At 71.8% G+C, this 17,715-nt stretch carries 14 protein-coding genes; 5 read left to right on the top strand and 9 right to left on the bottom strand.

Going from position 1 to position 17,715, the window contains the following annotated elements:
* Positions 1-131 precede the first annotated feature (131 nt).
* Positions 132-1,499 (top strand): glycosyl hydrolase family 18 protein, encoded by a 1,368-nt coding sequence (locus ACFYL6_RS02710; RefSeq protein WP_387166456.1) that lies wholly within the window; start codon positions 132-134, stop codon positions 1,497-1,499.
* Positions 1,500-1,561: 62 nt separating this feature from the next.
* Here ACFYL6_RS02710 and ACFYL6_RS02705 read toward each other — a convergent pair whose 3' ends face one another.
* On the bottom strand, positions 1,562-2,449 hold the full coding sequence (locus ACFYL6_RS02705; protein WP_387166453.1) for a winged helix-turn-helix transcriptional regulator: 888 nt from the start codon (positions 2,447-2,449) through the stop codon (positions 1,562-1,564).
* A 231-nt stretch (positions 2,450-2,680) separates the two neighbouring features.
* On the opposite strand from ACFYL6_RS02705, the gene ACFYL6_RS02700 reads away from it, so the two are divergent.
* Together ACFYL6_RS02700 and ACFYL6_RS02695 are read left to right on the top strand one after the other, a co-directional pair.
* The gene (locus tag ACFYL6_RS02700; protein ID WP_387166450.1) at positions 2,681-3,637 is read left to right on the top strand and encodes a 5'-3' exonuclease H3TH domain-containing protein; all 957 of its coding nucleotides are present in this window, start codon (positions 2,681-2,683) and stop codon (positions 3,635-3,637) included.
* Between the two features lie 128 nt (positions 3,638-3,765).
* Positions 3,766-4,974, top strand: a complete 1,209-nt coding sequence (locus tag ACFYL6_RS02695; RefSeq protein WP_387166447.1) for a low temperature requirement protein A — start codon at positions 3,766-3,768, stop codon at positions 4,972-4,974.
* A 15-nt stretch (positions 4,975-4,989) separates the two neighbouring features.
* Here the strand turns inward: ACFYL6_RS02695 and ACFYL6_RS02690 are convergent, their stop codons facing one another.
* Both ACFYL6_RS02690 and ACFYL6_RS02685 read right to left on the bottom strand, forming a co-directional pair.
* Positions 4,990-5,745 (bottom strand): Asp/Glu racemase, encoded by a 756-nt coding sequence (locus tag ACFYL6_RS02690; RefSeq protein WP_387166444.1) that lies wholly within the window; start codon positions 5,743-5,745, stop codon positions 4,990-4,992.
* The gene (locus tag ACFYL6_RS02685) at positions 5,742-6,569 is read right to left on the bottom strand and encodes a hypothetical protein (RefSeq protein ID WP_387166442.1); all 828 of its coding nucleotides are present in this window, start codon (positions 6,567-6,569) and stop codon (positions 5,742-5,744) included. The genes ACFYL6_RS02690 and ACFYL6_RS02685 overlap by 4 nt, the downstream gene beginning before the upstream one ends.
* A 252-nt stretch (positions 6,570-6,821) precedes the next feature.
* Here ACFYL6_RS02685 and ACFYL6_RS02680 point away from each other — a divergent pair, with 252 nt between their 5' ends.
* On the top strand, positions 6,822-7,028 hold the full coding sequence (locus ACFYL6_RS02680; protein ID WP_007460667.1) for a hypothetical protein: 207 nt from the start codon (positions 6,822-6,824) through the stop codon (positions 7,026-7,028).
* Positions 7,029-7,094: 66 nt separating this feature from the next.
* Here the strand turns inward: ACFYL6_RS02680 and ACFYL6_RS02675 are convergent, their stop codons facing one another.
* Positions 7,095-7,550, bottom strand: coding sequence for a hypothetical protein (locus ACFYL6_RS02675; protein WP_387166440.1), 456 nt, complete (start codon positions 7,548-7,550; stop codon positions 7,095-7,097).
* Positions 7,551-7,936: 386 nt separating this feature from the next.
* Between ACFYL6_RS02675 and ACFYL6_RS02670 the strand changes: the two genes are divergently transcribed.
* Positions 7,937-8,896 carry a TIGR03557 family F420-dependent LLM class oxidoreductase gene (locus ACFYL6_RS02670; RefSeq protein ID WP_387166438.1) on the top strand — a complete coding sequence of 320 codons (960 nt, stop codon included), beginning with the start codon at positions 7,937-7,939 and terminating at the stop codon, positions 8,894-8,896.
* 212 nt (positions 8,897-9,108) lie between these two features.
* Here ACFYL6_RS02670 and ACFYL6_RS02665 read toward each other — a convergent pair whose 3' ends face one another.
* The 5 genes from ACFYL6_RS02665 to ACFYL6_RS02645 all read right to left on the bottom strand — a co-directional run bounded on the left by ACFYL6_RS02665 (position 9,109) and on the right by ACFYL6_RS02645 (position 17,545).
* The gene (locus tag ACFYL6_RS02665) at positions 9,109-10,602 is read right to left on the bottom strand and encodes a hypothetical protein (RefSeq protein ID WP_387166437.1); all 1,494 of its coding nucleotides are present in this window, start codon (positions 10,600-10,602) and stop codon (positions 9,109-9,111) included.
* A 174-nt stretch (positions 10,603-10,776) separates the two neighbouring features.
* Positions 10,777-12,873: an amino acid transporter gene (locus ACFYL6_RS02660; protein ID WP_387166435.1), complete on the bottom strand. Its 2,097-nt coding sequence runs from the start codon at positions 12,871-12,873 to the stop codon at positions 10,777-10,779.
* An 87-nt stretch (positions 12,874-12,960) separates the two neighbouring features.
* Positions 12,961-13,362, bottom strand: a complete 402-nt coding sequence (locus ACFYL6_RS02655; protein WP_387166433.1) for a hypothetical protein — start codon at positions 13,360-13,362, stop codon at positions 12,961-12,963.
* Positions 13,363-13,737: 375 nt separating this feature from the next.
* Positions 13,738-14,508, bottom strand: a complete 771-nt coding sequence (locus tag ACFYL6_RS02650) for a DUF5995 family protein (RefSeq protein WP_210785763.1) — start codon at positions 14,506-14,508, stop codon at positions 13,738-13,740.
* A 139-nt stretch (positions 14,509-14,647) separates the two neighbouring features.
* On the bottom strand, positions 14,648-17,545 hold the full coding sequence (locus ACFYL6_RS02645; RefSeq protein ID WP_387166431.1) for an AAA family ATPase: 2,898 nt from the start codon (positions 17,543-17,545) through the stop codon (positions 14,648-14,650).
* Between the last annotated feature and the right edge of the window lie 170 nt (positions 17,546-17,715).

Below are 17,715 nucleotides of genomic sequence, written 5' to 3'. Positions count from 1 at the left end.
TTGACTCGGACAGTTAACACTCTTTAAGATTTGGCTGCCTCGAGGCCCACCCGTCCCTGCGTCCCCGCACCCCCCGCCCGCGACAACCCTGCGCGGGCGGGTGTCGTCCCCCGCCCACGGGAAGGCCCCCGATGTCCTCACCACTGCGCCGCGCCCTCGCCGCCGGCCTGCTCGCGCTGGCCACGGCCGGCGCCACCCTCACCGTCATTCCCACCGCCGCGCAGGCCGTGGTGCTGCCGAACAACTTCAAGAGCGTCGGCTACATGCCCTCCTGGGCCGGCAACATCAACACCATCCAGTACAACAAGCTCACCCACATCAACTACGCCTTCATCCTGCCCAACAGCAACGGCACCCTGCAGGGGGTGGACGGGGCCCGGCTGTCCTCGCTGGTCTCGCAGGGGCACGCCAACAACGTCAAGGTCTCCATCGCCGTCGGCGGCTGGAACGACGGCAACGACTCGGCCTTCGAGGCGCTCGCCGCCAACGCCACCAGCCGCACCAACTTCGTCAACAACCTGGTCAACTTCGTCAACCAGTACAACCTCGACGGCGTCGACATGGACTGGGAGTACCCCGACCCGGGCGCCTCGGCCACCAACTACACGGCGCTCATGACGCAGCTCAGCAGCGCCCTGCACAGTCGCGGCAAACTGCTCACCGCCGCCGTGGTCTCCGAGGGCGGCAGCGTCCAGGGCGTCCAGACGGCCGTGTTCAACCAGGTCGACTGGCTCAACATCATGGCGTACGACGGCGGCAGCCCACACGCCAACTACGACTGGTCGATCAACAGCATCAACCTGTGGAAGGCCCGCGGGCTGCCGGCCAGCAAGGCCGTCCTCGGCATCCCGTTCTACAGCCGCCCCGTCTACTACAACTACTCGTACATCGTCGGACTGGACCCGGCGAACGCCAACCGGGACTGCGCCACCATCGGCGGCAGCCAGCAGTGCTGGAACGGCATCCCGACGGTCAAGCGCAAGACGCAGTGGGCGCTGGCCAACGCCGGCGGCGTGATGAACTGGGAGCTGTCGCAGGACACCAGCGGCTCGACCTCACTGCTCAGCGCCATGTACGACACCATCATGGGCGGCACCACCCCGCCGCCGACCGGCCGTACCGGCCAGATCACCGGGATCGCCGGCAAGTGCGTCGACGTGGCCTCGGCCAGCACCGCCAACGGCACCGCCATCCAGCTCTGGGGCTGCAACGGCAGCAACGCGCAAACCTGGACCGTGGCCAGCGACAGCACGCTGCGCGCCCTCGGCAAGTGCGCCGACATCACCAGCGGCTCCACCGCCAACGGCGCGAAGGTCCAACTCTGGGACTGCAACGGCAGCGGCGCGCAGGTCTGGCAGGCGCAGTCCAACGGCACGCTGCGCAACCCGCAGTCGAACAAGTGCCTCGACGCCAGCGACAACAGCTCCGCCGACGGCACCCGGTTGCAGATCTGGGACTGCTTCGCCGGCGCCAACCAGCGCTGGACGCTCCCGGCCTGACGCCGCGTCCGCACGGTCGCCGAACCAGCCGGCTCGCAGGGTCCCCGGTCGACGCGAAGGCGTCAGCCGGGGGCCCCGGCGTGCTCAACGACCAGGGTGAGCATCTCCTGCACCGAGGCGGCCGGGTCGGTGACCGGGAACTGCACGGCCCGCACCACCGCCGTCGGGTCGACCAACAGCGTCAGTCGCTTGAACCGGCTCACCCCACCCGCGCGGAACACCGGCAGCAACAGCCCCGCCCCCAGCCGACCGTCCTCATCGGACAGCAGCGGAAACGGCAGGTCGGCGTACGCGGCGAAGTCGGCGAGTTGGTCGGGCCGCTGGGTGCTGATGCCGTACACCCGGACACCGGCGGCCAGGAAGTCCGGATGACGCTTGGCGTAGGTGGTCGACTCGAGGGTGCACCCCCGGGCGCCGGGAATCTCCGCCCAGCCAGGCGGGTAGCCGTGCGTCCCCGGCGCGTACGCCCCGGGGAACAGGTAGAGGACCGTCCACGCCCCCGTCGCGGCCACCGCGACCGGTTGCCCGTCGGCGGCGGGCAGGACGACCTCGGGCAACCGCCGGCCGACCAGGTCGTGCGCACGGCGCGCCTCGGCCGAGCCGGCGTCGGCCGTCGCGGTCACGTCACCGTCCCCCATGAGATGCCTCGTTCCCCAGTCCTGCAGAGCGATCAGCACCGGCAACAGCCCCTCGCCCCTGGTGGTGAGCAGGTAGTCGTACCGGGGTGGGTGTCGTGAGTACGCTCGGCGCTCCAGCACACCGTGCTCGACCAGCGCGGCGAGCCGTTCGGTCAGCGCCCGCCGGCTGACGCCCAACTCGCGTTGCAGCGCGTCGAAGCGGGTCGTCCCGCCGGCGACGTCGCGGACGATGAGGAACGTCCACCAGTCCCCCAGCACGCCGAGCGCCTGCGCGATGCCGCAGTCCGCATCGGCGAGATCCTCTCGCCGCACCAGCTACCTCCATTGGTCCCGCCCCCGACTATAGTCCGTTCCGGATTGGAACGCTTAAGATCGACGTGGCCTGGGTCGAGGTGGTGGTCGCGATCCTGCTGCTGGTGACCAGCTACGTCGTGCAGCACCTGGCCCGCCGGGAGGCCGCCTACCGGCCCGACGAGCGACGCTGACACCACCGGCGGCCGGGCGTACGCCAGATCGTCGGACGGTTGTGCCAGGCTGTCCGGCGTGGCACACCGACCCCCGATCCTGCTGATCGACGCAGCCAGCCTCTACTTCCGCGCCTACTTCGGCATTCCGGAGTCCGCCGCCAAGGCCGAGGACGGCACCCCGGTCAACGCGGTGCGCGGCTTCCTCGACATGCTCGCCACCCTGATCCGGGTGCGGGGCGCCGACCGGATGATCTGCGCACTGGACTACGACTGGCGCCCGGCGTGGCGGGTCGACCTGCTGCCGTCGTACAAGGCGCACCGGGTTGCCCCGCAGGGCGGCGAGATCGTCCCGGACACCCTCTCCCCACAGGTGCCGATGATCCTGGAGGTGCTGACCGCGGTGGGCATCACCGCGGTCGGCGCGACCGGCTACGAGGCAGACGACGTGCTCGGCACCCTCTCGGTGACCCAACCGGGCCCGGTCGAGGTGGTCTCCGGCGACCGGGACCTGTTCCAACTCGTCGACGACTCCCGACCGGTCCGGCTGCTCTACGTCGGGCGCGGTGTCGCCAAGCTCGACGACTGCGACGATGCCGCCGTGCGGGCCCGCTACGGCGTGCCGGCCGACCGGTACGCCGACTTCGCCGCGCTGCGCGGCGACCCGAGTGACGGGTTGCCCGGGGTGGCCGGCGTCGGCGAGAAGACCGCCGCCCGACTGATCGAGCGGTACGGCAGCATCGCCGGCATCCTGGCCGCGCTCGACGACTCCGACTCGTCCTTCGCACCGGGCCTGCGCGCCAAGCTGGCCGCGGCACGCGACTACCTGGACGTCGCGCCGACGGTGGTCCGGGTCGCCCTGGACGTACCCCTGCCGGAGCTGCCCACCGCGCTGCCGAGCGCGCCGGCCGACCCGGACCGGCTGCTGGAGCTCGCCCAACGATGGAACCTGGCCGGCTCGGCCCGACGCCTGGTCGACGCCCTCGCCGCCCCCCGCGGCGGCGAGATTCCCTCGACATCCCCGCAAACGGGCTAACCACCCCGACACACCCCGGTCGGGGGATGAGCGGGCGAACACGCGCTCCTGGGCTCGCCCGCTCGTTACCGTCCGTTGAGGTGGACCGGACAGGTCCGTCGAGTCGAGCGGTTCCGCAGGAGTAACCCGTGCACCTCGCCGCGCCGGAGCCCGGATCGCCGCGAGCCAGCGGTCCGCCGGTGCGCGACCCGGAGGGGCCGCGCCGGGTCACCCTCCTCGAACTCTTCTTCGACCTGGTGTACGTGGTCGCGCTGGCGCTCATCTCACGGGAAATGGTCCAGCAGCTCGACTGGCACCGGGCCGGTCAGGCACTGATCATGCTGGCGGCCGTCTGGTGGACGTGGGTGATCACCACGCTGGTCACCGACCTGTACAACCCGGAACGCGCCGAGATCAAGCTGCTGATCAGCGCCGTGATGTTCGGCGCGCTGCTGATGACCACGGCGATCCCGGAGGCGTTCGACGACCGTGGGCTCGTCTTCGCCGGCACCTACGTGGCGATCCACCTGGGGCGCGGGTTGTTCCTGATGCCGGCGGTACGCCGCGAGCCGCAGACCCAGCGTCGCGCGGCACGCATCTTCGTCTGGTTCGCGGTATCGGCGATCCCGTGGCTCATCGGCGCATTCGTCAGCGACGACGTCCGGCTGCTGTGCTGGACCATCGCGCTCGCCACCGACTACGTCGGGTTCCGGCTCGCGTACCCGGTGCCCGGGCTCGGGGTGGTGCCCGAGCCCCAGCGCAACGTGACGGCGGAGCACCTCTCCGAGCGTTACCAGCAGTTCTTCATCATCGCCCTCGGCGACGCGATCCTGACCATCGGCACCATGTTCAGTTCGCAGCACAGCGAGACGGAGAACATCGGCGCGTTCGCGGTGGCGTTCCTGACCACGCTGCTGCTCTGGCGGATCTACGTGCACAAGTCCGGTCAGCTACTACCGATGGCCATCAAGGGGTCGGGGTCGCCAGCCAAGTTCCTGTTCACCGCGCCGTACACCCATCTGCTGATGGTCGCCGGGGTCGTGACCACGGCCTCCGGGTTCGACCTCGTGCTGCACGAACCGAGCGGACGGACGCCACCGGCCTGGGCGGCGGTGATCCTCGGCGGCCCGGCACTCTTCCTGGCCGGGCGGGCCTCCTTCGAGTACGAGGTGTTCAGCCGGGTGTCGTGGTCCCGCCCCGGCGGGGTGCTGGCACTGCTCACCATCGCGCCCGCCGCGCTGTACCTACCGCCGGTGTTCGCCTCCCTCGGTGCCCTCCTGGTGCTGGCCGGCGTGGCGTACGCGGACTTTCGGCGCAGCTACGGCAAGCCGCCGGAGGTCCCCCGCCCACCGCACTGAACCGGCGCCGGCGGGTCAGGGGGCCGTCCCGGCCAACAGCCGGCCGGCGTCCGGCACGTACGGCTCGACACCCAGACCGGTGAGCAGTTGATGCACGGTCGCGGTCGCCGCGGTGAGCACCGGGCGACCGAGACGAGCCTCCACCTGCGGCACCGCCGCCAACGACGGCAGCTGCACGCAGGCGGAGAGGACCACCGCGTCCACGTCGGTCACGTCCAGCCGATCGGCCAGCTCGACCAGGCGCGTCGCGGGGATGCGCCCCACCGCCACGTTGTCCGGCTCACCGAGGCTCACCGCATCGGTCACCTGCACCCCGTACGCGGCGAGGTAGGCGGCGACGGTCGCGGTCAACGGCGGCAGGTACGGCGCGATCAGGGCCACCCGGCGGGCACCCAACGCCCGCAGCCCGGCGACCAACGCCCCGGCACTGGTCACCACCGGCATGTCGTGCCCGGCGCGACCGGCCGCGCGGCCCAACCGCCGCTCGGCCCGCTCGTGCGCGCCCGCGCCCTCGCACATCACCGCCACCAGGCAGGCGTACGCGAGCACGTCGCAGCGGGCGTCGGCCAACTCGGCGGCACACCGCAGGGCGGAGCGGTTCATCCGGGCCAACTCGTCGGGGGTCACCTGGCGAAGCCGTACCCGGCTGGCGTGGGTGGTGAAGCGGACCGTCGGGTCGACGGTCTCGCGTCGGCGCAACATCGCCGGGATCTCGGTTTCCATGGTGGTGTTGGAACTGGGTACGACCAGGCCGACGCGGTAGCCGCTCACACCAGTGCCCCGGCGTACCCCCGGACCTGCAACCGTTGCTGGGCGCTGCCGGCCAGGCGCACCTGGAGGCCGAGCGGCGCGGCCGCGCGGCGGACGTCGTCCAGGTGCAGCGAGCCGTGCCGGTCCACGGTGAGCACCGGCGGTTCTTCGAGGTCACCCTCCGGTGCGTGGAACGAGAGCAGGGTGACCGACGTGGTGAGGTAGCCCGGGTACGCGGCACGGGCCGCCGCCTCGTCCCGGTGGGCGAGCACCACCAGATCGTCGAGGTGGGCGAAGTCGGCGGCGAGTCCTCCCGCCTTCCAGTGCGCCGGTTCCTCCGCAGCGCCGGTGAGATGCCGGGACCGGTTCGCCGAGGTGATGTAGAGGTGATCGCCTCCGGTCTCGGCGAGAGCCCGCTCGAAGAGGGCATTGGACGGGCAGGTCAGGCCCGGCGCGATCACCTGGGTGGTGCGCATCCCCTGGTCGACCTGGGTGAGATGGTCGGGGAGCCGGTCGGCCGCCGGCCCACGGAAGCCGAACGGCCCGGCCCCGTAGAGGGCGTCCATCAGCGCCCGCACCCGACCGACCGGCAGGCGCGGCGAGATCCGCGTCCAGTCGAACATCCCGGGGATCCGGCCGATCGCGGTGGTGATGCTGCCGACCTGGTGGACGGGTCGGCCCTTGGCCAGGTTGACCCGGCGTACGGTGGCCGCGTCCGGACGCGTGACGATGACGTAGAAGTTGGCGAACGCCGCCGCGACGATCGCGCCGCCAGCCAGCGCGCGGGCCGCGACCGCGACGTCTTCGGGGCGGTCGATGTAGAGGGGCGGTGTCGGGGCGTCCATGAGTCCTCCTCGGCGGGGCCGTGAGGCAGTTCTACGTCCACCCACCCGTGTGACGGCGAGATCGGTCGCCGATCCGATAGCCGACAGGGACTACCCCGTGCGGGCGGCGGATGCCCCGGGGGTACGCAACGGCGGACGGCATCGGCCGGACGGAGGATCCCGCCGGGGTCGCGGCGCGCCACCGTTAGCCGCGCGACCCGATTGGGTACAACGCCTGCACCTCAGATCCACCACATACCTCAGGAGGCAGCGATGCGCGGCACCTCGATTCTCGGAGTCATCGTCGTGATCTGGTTGGTGATCGGCGCCATCGCCGGTGGCCAGCGCGGTTATTACAGCGGCGACGACACCAACTGCGCCGAGGCCGGCACCATCCTGGTCACGATCGTGGCCGGGCCGTTGAACTACATCGGCGCCAACCCGAAGGTCGACTGCAAGCTGCCCGAGCCCTCCAAGTAGGACAGACGCCCACCGGCCCGCGCCCCTGAGTCAGGGGCACGGGCCGGTGCGCTTCGGTAGGGCTGATCAGGTGTGGTAGACGACCAGGGAGCAGCGACCGCTGCCGTCCTCGGGTTGGGCGAAGCCCAGACAGACCCAGACCTCCGTCCAGCGGTACTGGGTGCCGCCGCTGGACTCCCAGCTCAGCAGGGTGGCCTGGGAGGTGGAGGTGTCGTCGACGGCGATCGCACCGGTGTACCGGGTCGCCCAGTAGACGTACACGCGGGCGGCGTAACCGTCGGCCTTCCGGTCCTTGACGTAGCTGTAGTCGTACCAGTCGATCCAGGCGTGGCCGGTGCTGTCGATACAGATGCCTGCCGCCGCGCTGGCTCCCGCTCCGCCGGTCGGGCTGGCGACGGTGTTTTCGCCGTGCTTGCAGGTGGTCGCCGCCTGCGCCGGTGACGCGGCGGCGAGGGCCACGCCTCCCCCGAGCACGGCTGCCACGACCACTGCGGCGGCACGGCGGAACAGTCTGTTGGTCATCGGTTCAACTCCCTGTCGGCTCTGCCGCGACCTGTCCGGGCGCCGGCACTGATCGGTATCCGTCGGGCCCCGCCACTCGTCGGCCAGCGCGAGGTGGACGCCGGTCCGGGGCCTCCGCCCGGCCGTCGTCTGGACGTTCCGGATGCCACGAAGTGTCGTGGCCCCACGCCGGGCCGGGGAAGGGCTGAACCCTGTTCCGAACGGACCCCTGGGTTGTCGGCCTGGTCAGCGGTCTGTTCGGACCTGTTCGAGGCGGTTGCGCGTGGACACCGCCACACCCCCTAGGGCGTCCTAGGAGGCTGGTTTGCAGGCGGTGGCGGCGTTTGTCGGTGCCGCAGCCGGGAACCGCTCGGGCGTCAGTCGGCGGACGAAGTCGGGAGCGTGGCATGCAGATCGGCTACAAGTTGGCCTCCGAGGGGTACGGCCCGCAGGAGATCATCCGACAGGCCGTCCTGGCCGAGCGGGCCGGCTTCGACTTCGTCGAGATGAGCGACCACTTCCACCCGTGGCTGGACGTACAGGGGCACTCGTCCTTCACCTGGAGCGTGCTCGGCGCCATCGCGGCCAAGACCAGCACCCTGCGCCTGGCCACCGGTGTCACCTGCCCGACCGTCCGCTACCACCCGGCGATCATCGCGCAGGCCGCAGCGACCATGGCGCTGATCTCCGACGGCCGGTTCACCCTCGGGGTGGGCGCTGGCGAGCGGCTCAACGAACACGTGGTCGGGCAGGGCTTTCCCAGCGTGCGGGGCCGACACGAGCGACTACGCGAGGCGCTGGAGATCATCCGGCTGCTCTGGCAGGGCGGCTACCAGTCGTACGAGGGCCGGCACCTGCAACTGGAGGACGCCCGGGTCTTCGACCTGCCGGAGACCCTGCCCGTGATCGCGGTGGCGGCCAGCGGTGAGGCGTCGGCGCGGCTCGCCGCCGAGTTGGGCGACGGCCTGTTCGCCACCGAGCCGGAGGCGTCAATCGTCGAGCACTACCGCCGCGCCCAGGGTTCGGGCCCGCGCTACGCCGAGGTGCCACTGGCCTGGGCCACCGACGAGCAGCAGGCGGTGCAGGCGGTGTTGCAGACGAGCCGGTGGTTGGTCACCGGTTGGAAGGTGATGAGCGAGCTGCCCAACCCGGTCAACTTCGACGCGGCCAGCGCGCACGTCGAGGAGAAGCACATCCGGCAACTCTTCGCCATCGGCCCGGACCCGGAACCGCACGTCGCCAAGGTCCGGTCGTACGTCGAGGCCGGCTTCGACCACATCGTCCTGCAGAACGCCGGCCCCGACCCGGACGGCTTCCTCGACTTCTTCGCCAGCGACCTCGCCGACCGGCTGCGCGCGGTGGGTTGACGCCGGCCCCGCGATCAGGTGATGGGAAGTGGTCGAACGGGCGCCGCATCGCCGATCATGGACTTGTGGTGGGTGACAAAAGCCGGCATCCATCATCTTTCCGGCACCACAACTCCATGATCGACCGCAGAAGGTCACGGGATGACAGCACCGCCCGTCCGGACGATCGTCCGGACGGGCGGTGCGCTCGGGATGGGTGCGCGGGTCGACGCTCAGCGGAAGCAGTGCGCGATCGGCACCTGGCTGCCCTCGCAGTTGGTCGGCTCGTTCTCGACCACCACGCTCTCATCGTCGATCTTGACCTGGGCGTGGATGCCGAAGATGCCGCCGGGCTTCACCGTCGACGCGTTGTGGGTGACCTTGCTGGTGTAGATCGCCACCGAGCCCGCGTTGGCGTAGATGCCGCCGCCCTGGGACGCGGCGCCGACCGCCTCGTTACGGGTCACGTCGCTGCCGCGGACCAGCAGGTTCGCCTTCTCGGCGTAGATGCCGGCCCCGAGACCGTGGGTGGTGTTGCCCTCGACCACGCTGTCGTCGATCGGCGTCAGGCCCTTCACGGTCGAGACGCCGCCGCCGTTGACGGTGGACGTGTTGCCCCGGATGGTCATCGTGCGCATCACCAGCACCGCATCGGAGTTGGCGGCACCGCCGCCGACCTGCGCGGTGTTGTTGAGCAGCTCGGTGTCGGAGACCTTCGTCCGAGCCGAGAAGCTGGCCAGCCCACCACCCTGAGCGGCGCTGTTCTGGGTGAAGGAGACGCTCTCCACGTCTGCCGCACCACGGTAGTTGCCGAGTCCGCCGCCGTACCCGTTGGCGCTGTTGCGGTGGAACTCGGAGCGCTTCAGCGTCAGTACGCCACCGTTGAGCAGGCCCCCGCCCTTGCCCGCGGCGCCGGAGGCGCTGTTGCCGACGAACGTGGAGTCGGTGACCACCATGTTGCCGTCGTTGAAGATGCCGCCGCCGCCACCCTCGGGCGACAGCGACGTGCTCTGGGTGACGGTGACCCGTTCCACCACCGCGGTGGCGCCGTGCACCACGTGCACACTGCCGCCCTCGATGGCCGAGCGGCCGTTGTGCAGTTCCATGTCGCGCAGGGTCAGCTCGCCGCCGTCGCGAACGGTGAAGAAGCGGAACGGGGCGGCCTGCGCGTCCCGGGCGATGGTGGCGCCCGCGCCGTCGATCGTGATGGCCTGGTAGATCACCGGCAGGCCGGCGGTGTCGTCGGCCGGGTTGTGCGGAGGCGCGTCGGCGTCGCCGGGGGTCTCCGCCGCGTCGGCGGTCTCCCGGGCGTCCCGGATTCCGCCGTCGTACTGGTCGGTCTCGTGGAACGCCTCGGTCAGGGTGTAACGGCACTTGGGTGCCAGCCGCAGTTCGCCGCCACCCTCGGCGTTGGCCGTGACCAGCGCCGCCACCAGCTTCGCGGCGTCGCACGGCACCGACACCACCCCCCGCTTGCCGGTGCCCGGCGTGGTCGGGCGCTCGGCACCGTCCTCGCCCTGCTGCGGCGCCCGGTCGCCGTCGCGTCGGTCGTCGTCGGCCGCCGGGGTCAGCCGGGCCAGACCGGGGAGGGCGAGGGCGCGGTCGGCGGCCGCGGCGGCTCCGGCCGCTCCCACGACCAGGCTCCCCGCCAGCAAGCCGCTGGCTAAGAACCATCGGGACCGCCGTCTGGGTCGGGTCGCGCGGTCTCCCTCTCGGTACGTGGACATCAACGGTGCCTACCTTCCTGCGTACGTGACGTGACCGCGCGTCGATTCGGGCGCGGGGCGCTCGACGTGTTCGCCGACTACCAAACGTCACGATAAGTCCGTAATACGGACAGGAAGGTGTGAACGTGAATAGTGCCCTCTTTCATCTTCAAAGCTGCCAGACCGACATCGACGTCACCCGCCGACGTGGATGCCGGGCCGACGCAGCGGGTCCGGTTCGGTCCGGCGAATGATCTCCCGCACCACCGGCGGCGTGTCCCCCCGACCCAGGATGAGGTAGCGCGCCAGGTGCGCGATCGGGCTCCCCTCCGACCACTCGAAGTGCGCGTGCGGCCGGACCCCGGTGGCGTCCCGCAGGGCCAGCAGGATCGCGGCGATCGCGTTGGGCGCTGCCGGGCTGTTGGCCCGCAGCACCCGGAAGCCGCCCACCTCGATCCCGTGCACCCGCAGCACCTGACTGAACTCAGACGGATCGACCACCTCGATCTCCAGGAACAACACGTCCGCGGCCCCGGGCACCGGATTCATGCCGCGCTGCGCCCGCTCCTTGAGCGTGTACTCCTTCACCGACCCCTTCTGCCGCTTGTTCGCGATCAGGTGCAGCTGCCCGTCGTGCGCCAGCGACTCGGTGACGAACCGACGGGCAGCCTCGTCGAACTCGATCCGCTCGGCGCGCAGCTCGGTGGTCCGGGTGACCCGGGAGACCAACGAGACCACGATGATGCCGAGGATGAACAGGGCGGAGATGGTGATCCCGTCCGGCTGCTCGATGACGTTCTCCAGCAGCGCGTACAGCAGCACCAGGGTCAGCACGGTGAAGCCGATCGCGGAGCCACGCCTGTGGTGACGGGCCGCGGAGATCGTCACCGCCACCGCCCCGGAGACCATCATCGCCAGGATGCCGGTGGCGTACGCCCCGGCCTGGGCGTTGACGTCGGCGCGGAAGGCGATCGTGATGGCGACGCTGACCACGGTGTAGACGATCACCACGGGGCGTACCGCCCGTGCCCACTCCGGTGCCATCCCGTACGACGGCAGGTAGCGCGGCACGATGTTGATCAAACCGGCCATCGCCGAGGCGCCGGCGAACCAGAGGATGAGCACGCTGCTCACGTCGTAGACGCTGCCGAACACCTCACCCAAATAGGTGTGTGCCAGGAACGCCAGGGCCCGCCCGTTGGCCCCGCCGCCCGGTCGGAACTCCTCCTTCGGGATGAGCGCCGTGGTCACGAAGGTCGTCAAGATCAGGTACACCGACATGATCAGCGCGGCGGTGGTGAGCAGCCGCCGCGTGTTGCGGATCCGGGCGGCGAGCCGGGCCTGCTTGTCCGGGCCCTCGGCCGCGACCAGGGGCATCATGCTGACCCCGGTCTCGAACCCGGACAACCCCAGCACCAGCAGCGGGAACGCCAACACGGCGGTGAGCAGCACGTGGCCCGGCCCGCCGCCGGTCGAGGTCACGGCGGCCGTCCAGTTCGACACGATGCCCGGGTCCTCGACGATCCGGGCCACCGCGACCACGACGATCACCGTGTTGAGTACCAGGAAGACCGCGACCAGCGGGATGGCCACCACCACCGCCTCGCGGAACCCGAGCAGGAACACCCCGCCGAGGATGAGCAGCAGCACCACCGTCACCACGACCGGCACCAGGGACCCGTGCAGGGCGTCCGGCAGGTACGGGTTCTCCAACAGGTGCACGGTGGCGTCGGCCGAGGAGAGGGTGATCGTGATGATCCAGGAGGTGGCCACGAAGCCGAGCAGCACGAGGACGAAGATCTTGCCCCGCCAGAACGGCAACAACCGTTCCAACATCGCCACCGAACCCTGACCGTGCGGGCTCTCGTGGGCCACCCGCCGGTACATCGGCAGCATCCCGAACAGGGTGAGCACGACGATCAACAGGGTCGCCAGCGGGGAGAGCGCACCGGCCGCCACCACCGCGATGCCCGGCAGGTACGACAGCGTGGAGAAGTAGTCCACCCCGGTCAGGCACATCACCTGCCACCAGGCGTGCCGACGGTTCTGCCCCTCGGTGGCCTCCGGGCCGGGCGGCTGCACCTGGTGTTGGAAGAGCCACCGGCGCAGCGGGCTGGTCGGCGGCGCCGAGCGGGCCGGGGTGGGCACGTGTTCGGGCACCACGACCCCCTGCCGGCCGCCCGGGTGCGGGCGGGCCGGATCGCGGGCCGCCCGCAGTGCCGGGTCCGGCCCGGTCGGCGCGTGGCGGCGTCCGCTCCAGCGTCGTGGTTTCGCCCGGTGCTCGTCACCCATCGCCAGTCCCACCCTCACAGGTCCTGATCCGACGGTAGGCGGTGCCCCGGCGCCGGGTTGCCGGAACCGGGCACCTGTTCGGCCTGCTCAGGACAGGTCCGCGTCGGCGAGCAGCCGGGCCAGCGCGGGTGGGTCGGCGACGGTCACCGTGGCCGCCGGGTGCCGGGGCCGTCCCCCGGGCACCAGCGCCGACACCGGAACGCCGAAGCGCAGGCAGATCCCGCCGGCCGCACTGCTGCCGAAGGTCGCACCGCCGTCGGCCAGCGACAGGTGCGGGCCGATCGCCCGCCACCAGCGGTACGGTCCGCTCAGCTCGACGGCCGTGACGTTGGCCCGGTGGGTCCGCAGCCGCCACGGCCCGTACCGGATCATCAGGTCCCGCTCGGTGACGGCGACCCAGGCCGTCGCCGGGCGGACCCCCAGCAGCGCCAGCACCGGGCGGAAGAGCGGATCGAAGCGGAACGGAAACCGCGTCGCGGCGCCGGTCATCGGGCGCCGGGCCGAGCGGTGGGTCGGGACACCGGTCCACCCGGCCGCAGGGGGCCGGGCCGCGCGGGTCGGGGGCGGGCGGCGGGCCGACGCCGGGCCAGGACGGTCATGGCGCGGGCGTACCCGATCCGGGCCCGCCGACACCCCCGGAGCCGCGCGCCGTCGACGCGACCCCCGCCCGGCGCTCCCCCACCGCCGGCCGACACCCCCCGGGCCGGCCGACGGTGGCAGACGGTCGACACCCCCCGGGCCGACCGGCTGTCCCCCGACGTGGCCGACCCGACCTCGGGCGGCCATGCGGGGTGGAACTGGTGGGACGCGCCCCCGCGCTCCGCCGCCCCCCACGGGGCGGAGCGCGGGGACCCCCCGTCCCGGCTACTGCAGGAACGCCCCGAGGGGCGAGAGCAGCAGCCGGCCGAGCGCTGCGGCGTTGTCGTCCAACCGTGTGCGCTCACACTCGCGGGCGTCCGGATCGTGCCGGCACCGCCAGATCTTCTGTGCGTTACGCCAGGCGACATCGCGCGTGTACTCGACCAGTTCCCCCTGGTACCAGTCGTCGATGTCGCCGTTGAGCATGTCGATGAGCAGCTGCCACCGCTCCAGATAGCCACGGCGCAGGCCGGGGATCTTGTCCGCGAAGATGTTGTTGATCTCGAGGTAGTCGTGGTGCTGGTCGCTGCCGTCGACCGGCTCCGACTCCAGGTGGTCGAACGTGGTGACCAGGGCGAACGGCAGGTCGAAGTTGATGTGGGCGTTCACCCCGGCCGCCGCCGAGGGCAGCGGACGGGCGTCCGGCCCCCGCATCCGCTCGAAGAGGCACGACCACGCCTTCGGGGTGCCGGGGCTGGAGTCGGTCCACAGCCGCATCGCGTCGAAGTACCGGGCGGCGAACTCGACGTCGAGCCGGGAGAGGAAGACCGGGTCGACGAAGCGGTCGTCGTACAGCCCGTCCAGCACGCTGCTGGTGATGGTCAGGTAGAGCTTGTTGAAGTCAGCGAGGGGGCAACTGGCCTCCAACGGAGGCAGCCGGACCAGCATGTCCTGGAGCTTGGTCAGGTGATCGACCACGGCCGGCACGTCCGCGGGGTGGTCGGCAAGCAGGTCGACGATGTCCCGGTGCACGGGCCCCCAGACCGGTTCGATCATTTCTCCTCCATCGTGGTCGGCGGCATCCCCCGTGCCGTCGTCGACGCGGCCCAGCCTCTCAGCCGACACCCGTCCGTCGGATCAGTAAAACGACGTATCCCGGCGCGCACACGCGCCGGGATACGTACGCAGTGGTGGGTCAGGCCCGTTGGTTGCGCAACTGGATCGCGCTGGCCTGCACGCGGGTACGGACCTGGAGCTTGTCGAAGATGTGCGACACGTGCACCCCGATGGTCCGTTCGCTGATGAACAGCCGCTGCCCGATCTCCTTGTTGGTCAACCCCTCCGCGACCAGGGCGAGCACTTCCCGCTCCCGGGCGGTGAGCGCCGCCAACTCGTCGTCGGACGCGTCGACCGGGACGCCGCGGGTGCCGGTGGTGGTGTCGCGCTCGTCCAGCGACACCCGGGCCCGCCCGGCCAGCTCGCGGATCTCCGAGGTCAACGGCACCGCGCCCAACCCCTGCGCCACCCGGTACGCCTCGCGCAGGAGCTTGCCCGCGGTGGCCACCCGGCTGCGCCGAGCCAGCAGCGCCTCGGCCTGCCGCAGCCGCGAGTAGGCCGCCGGGTAGGGGTGATGACGTCGGTCCCACTCGGCGGCCGACACGGCCCACAGCTCCGGGTCGCTGCCGTCGAGGCGGCTCACCTCGGCGGCGCACAGGGCCAGGAAGCCCTCCACCACCGAGCGCACCGGCCGGGCGGCCCCGGCGCTCTTGCGGGCCACCCGATCGGCCACGTCGCGCAGCCGGCGCACCGCCGTCGGGTCCACCTCCACGGTACGGCTCGCGTGCGCCTCGGCCTCGGCGCGCAAACCGTGCCAGACCAACGCGGAGAGGATCATCACGTCGTCGGAGCGGCTCTCGGTGAGCCCGCGCTGCACCGCCTGCCGCGCCACGTCGTGGCGGCCCTCCCACATGGCCAGCCCGGAGCGCAGGGTGAGCAGCGGAATGACGTGTCGCGCCCCGCCGCCGGCGAGCAGGGTCGCCACCGCGTCGAGGTCCCGACCGGCGGCCTCGATGTCGCCGTAGCCCACCGACAGCCGGCACCGGGCCAGCAGCAGCTCCACGGCGTCCGCACCGGACGGTCGGTGCCGCAGGGCCGCGGCCACCACCTTCTCCGCCTCGGCCCACTGGCCCACCCGGAACAGCCCGTTGATGGCGATGGCCAGCAGCCGGGTGCCCCAGGTGCGGCCCAGGCCCAGCTCGGCCACCCGTTCGGCGCCCCGCCGGGCCACCACCACACCCTCTTCGAGGATGTTCAGTGGCCCGGTCAGCAGCTCCGCCAGGTGCAGGTACGCGCAGGCCACGTCCTCGGGCTGGCCGGCACGCTCGGCGGTGTCGAGGGCGTCGCGCATGACCGCCAGCCCGGCGTCCGGGTCTTCCAGGCAGGCGTCGCTGAAGCCCAGCGCCGAGCTGGCCAGCACCACCTCGGTGGCCGAGCCCTCCACGTTCTCGGCCAACGCCAGCGCCTCGCGGGCCCGCTCGCCGGCGTCGGCGTACCGACCCAGGTGCAGCAGCAGCTCGGCCAGGCGGGCGGCGGCGCTGGCCCGGTCCCGAGGGGAGCAATCCTCCGCCTTCAGCGCCCGCTGGTACTCCTCCTCGGCCAGCGCGGAGCGGCCGGCGGCGGCCAGGTAGCGGGCGCGGCGGATGTGCAGCGCGCAGCTCGGCTCGCCACCGCGCAGCGCGACCAGCTCCTCCAGCAGGGCCAACGCGCGGGCGTGCTCCCCACAGTGGTGGGCCGCCTCGGCGGCGTTCTCCAGCAACTCGACCCGGTCCACCGTCAGTGGGCCCGGCTCGGCGGCCAACTGCAACGCCGCCGACCAGTGCCGGTGCGCCTCGGCGTAACCGTGCAGCCGTTCGGCCTCCTGGGCGGCGGCCACCGCCGCCGGCAGGGCGCGCGCCGGCTCGCCGGCCAGCCGCCAGTGGTGCGCCAGCCGGGCCTGGTGCAGCTCACCCGGCGCCGTGGTCAGCGCCTCGGCGTAGCGGCGGTGCAGCCCGGAGCGCTCGGCCGGCAGCAGCTCGTGCGCCAGCACCTCGGCCACCAGGCGGTGCCGCAGCCGATAGCCCTCGTCGGCGCCGACCAGCAGGCGGTGCGCCACCGCGGCCCGGGCCGCGGCGATCAGCTCCTCCTCCGGCATCCGCAGCACCTCGGCCAGCAGCCAGTGCTGCACCGGCTCGACGCCGGCGGCCACCGCGTGCACCACGGCGTGCGCGTGCTGCGGCAGCGCGTCGACCCGGTCGAGGAAGATCTCCCGCAGCGTCTCGGACAGGCCGTCGCGACCGTCACGCAGATCCCGGGCCAGCTCCTCGATGACGAACGGGTTGCCACCGCTGCGCTGCCACACCTGCTCGGCCGCGTCGGCGGTCAGCGTCCGGCCGACCACCGCGGCGGCGAGCGTCTCGGTGTCGGCTCGGCCCAGCGGCGCCAGGTCGAGCACCCGCACCGTGCGGAGCCGACGCAGCTCGGTGAGCACCCGGCGCAGCGGGTGCGCGCCCTGCAACGACTCGGCACGCACCGCGGCCAGCACCGACAGTTGGAGGTCGCCCAGGCCGGCGAGCAGGTAGAGCAGGAGCTGCCGGGTGCTGCGGTCGACCCACTGGAGGTCGTCCAGGATCAGCACCAGCGGGCGACCCTCGGCGATCAGGTGCAGGCCGCGGGAGACCCGCTCCAGCAGCGCGCCCGCGCCGTCCGGGCCGGCGGTCTCGTCGGCGAACATCTGCAACAGCCCCCGCACCGCCGAGGAGGTGCGGGCAGGCGAGGTGGACACCTCGGTGTCGAACCGGCGCAGCGCCTGCAACAGCGGGTGCAGCGGGGACGCGTCACCGATGTCCAGGCAGCTGCCGGTGAGCACCACGGCACCCCGCTCCCGCAGGCGGTCACCGATCTCGCCCAACAGCCGGGTCTTTCCCACACCGCTCTCGCCGGTCAGGAAGACCGCTGCGGTCTGTCCGTGCGCGGCGTCACCGAGCAACGCGGACCGAACCGTCTGCACCAGCTCGGCCCGGCCCACGAGCGGTGCGGTGTCCACATCGCTGGCCATGTCACGCAGCCTAATCACAGGGCCCCACACCGTTCTACGGCCGCCGGCCGCTTGTGGTACTCCTCGCGTCGACTTTGCGACTAAAGGTTGCAGGTGGCCGACATACGTCGTTCTGCAGATCCCCCGTCGGCCCAGGAATGCCAATCTCCGGAGGTGATCAGGCAACAGCG

Source organism: Micromonospora sp. NPDC007208 (assembly GCF_042869175.1).
Classification (GTDB): domain Bacteria; phylum Actinomycetota; class Actinomycetes; order Mycobacteriales; family Micromonosporaceae; genus Micromonospora; species Micromonospora foliorum.
Note: the sequence above shows the minus strand (reverse complement) of the source record. Positions and strands in the feature narration are given on the sequence as shown.

Bases quoted from the DNA above. Each gene is read 5' to 3' on its own strand.
- ACFYL6_RS02710 (WP_387166456.1), top strand. From the start codon at position 132: ATGTCCTCACCACTGCGCCGCGCCCTCGCCGCCGGCCTGCTCGCGCTG.
- ACFYL6_RS02685 (WP_387166442.1), bottom strand. From the start codon at position 6,569: ATGGACGCCCCGACACCGCCCCTCTACATCGACCGCCCCGAAGACGTC.
- ACFYL6_RS02680 (WP_007460667.1), top strand. From the start codon at position 6,822: ATGCGCGGCACCTCGATTCTCGGAGTCATCGTCGTGATCTGGTTGGTG.
- ACFYL6_RS02675 (WP_387166440.1), bottom strand. From the start codon at position 7,550: ATGACCAACAGACTGTTCCGCCGTGCCGCCGCAGTGGTCGTGGCAGCC.
- ACFYL6_RS02670 (WP_387166438.1), top strand. From the start codon at position 7,937: ATGCAGATCGGCTACAAGTTGGCCTCCGAGGGGTACGGCCCGCAGGAG.
- ACFYL6_RS02665 (WP_387166437.1), bottom strand. From the start codon at position 10,602: ATGTCCACGTACCGAGAGGGAGACCGCGCGACCCGACCCAGACGGCGG.
- ACFYL6_RS02660 (WP_387166435.1), bottom strand. From the start codon at position 12,873: ATGGGTGACGAGCACCGGGCGAAACCACGACGCTGGAGCGGACGCCGC.
- ACFYL6_RS02655 (WP_387166433.1), bottom strand. From the start codon at position 13,362: ATGACCGGCGCCGCGACGCGGTTTCCGTTCCGCTTCGATCCGCTCTTC.
- ACFYL6_RS02650 (WP_210785763.1), bottom strand. From the start codon at position 14,508: ATGATCGAACCGGTCTGGGGGCCCGTGCACCGGGACATCGTCGACCTG.
- ACFYL6_RS02645 (WP_387166431.1), bottom strand. From the start codon at position 17,545: ATGGCCAGCGATGTGGACACCGCACCGCTCGTGGGCCGGGCCGAGCTG.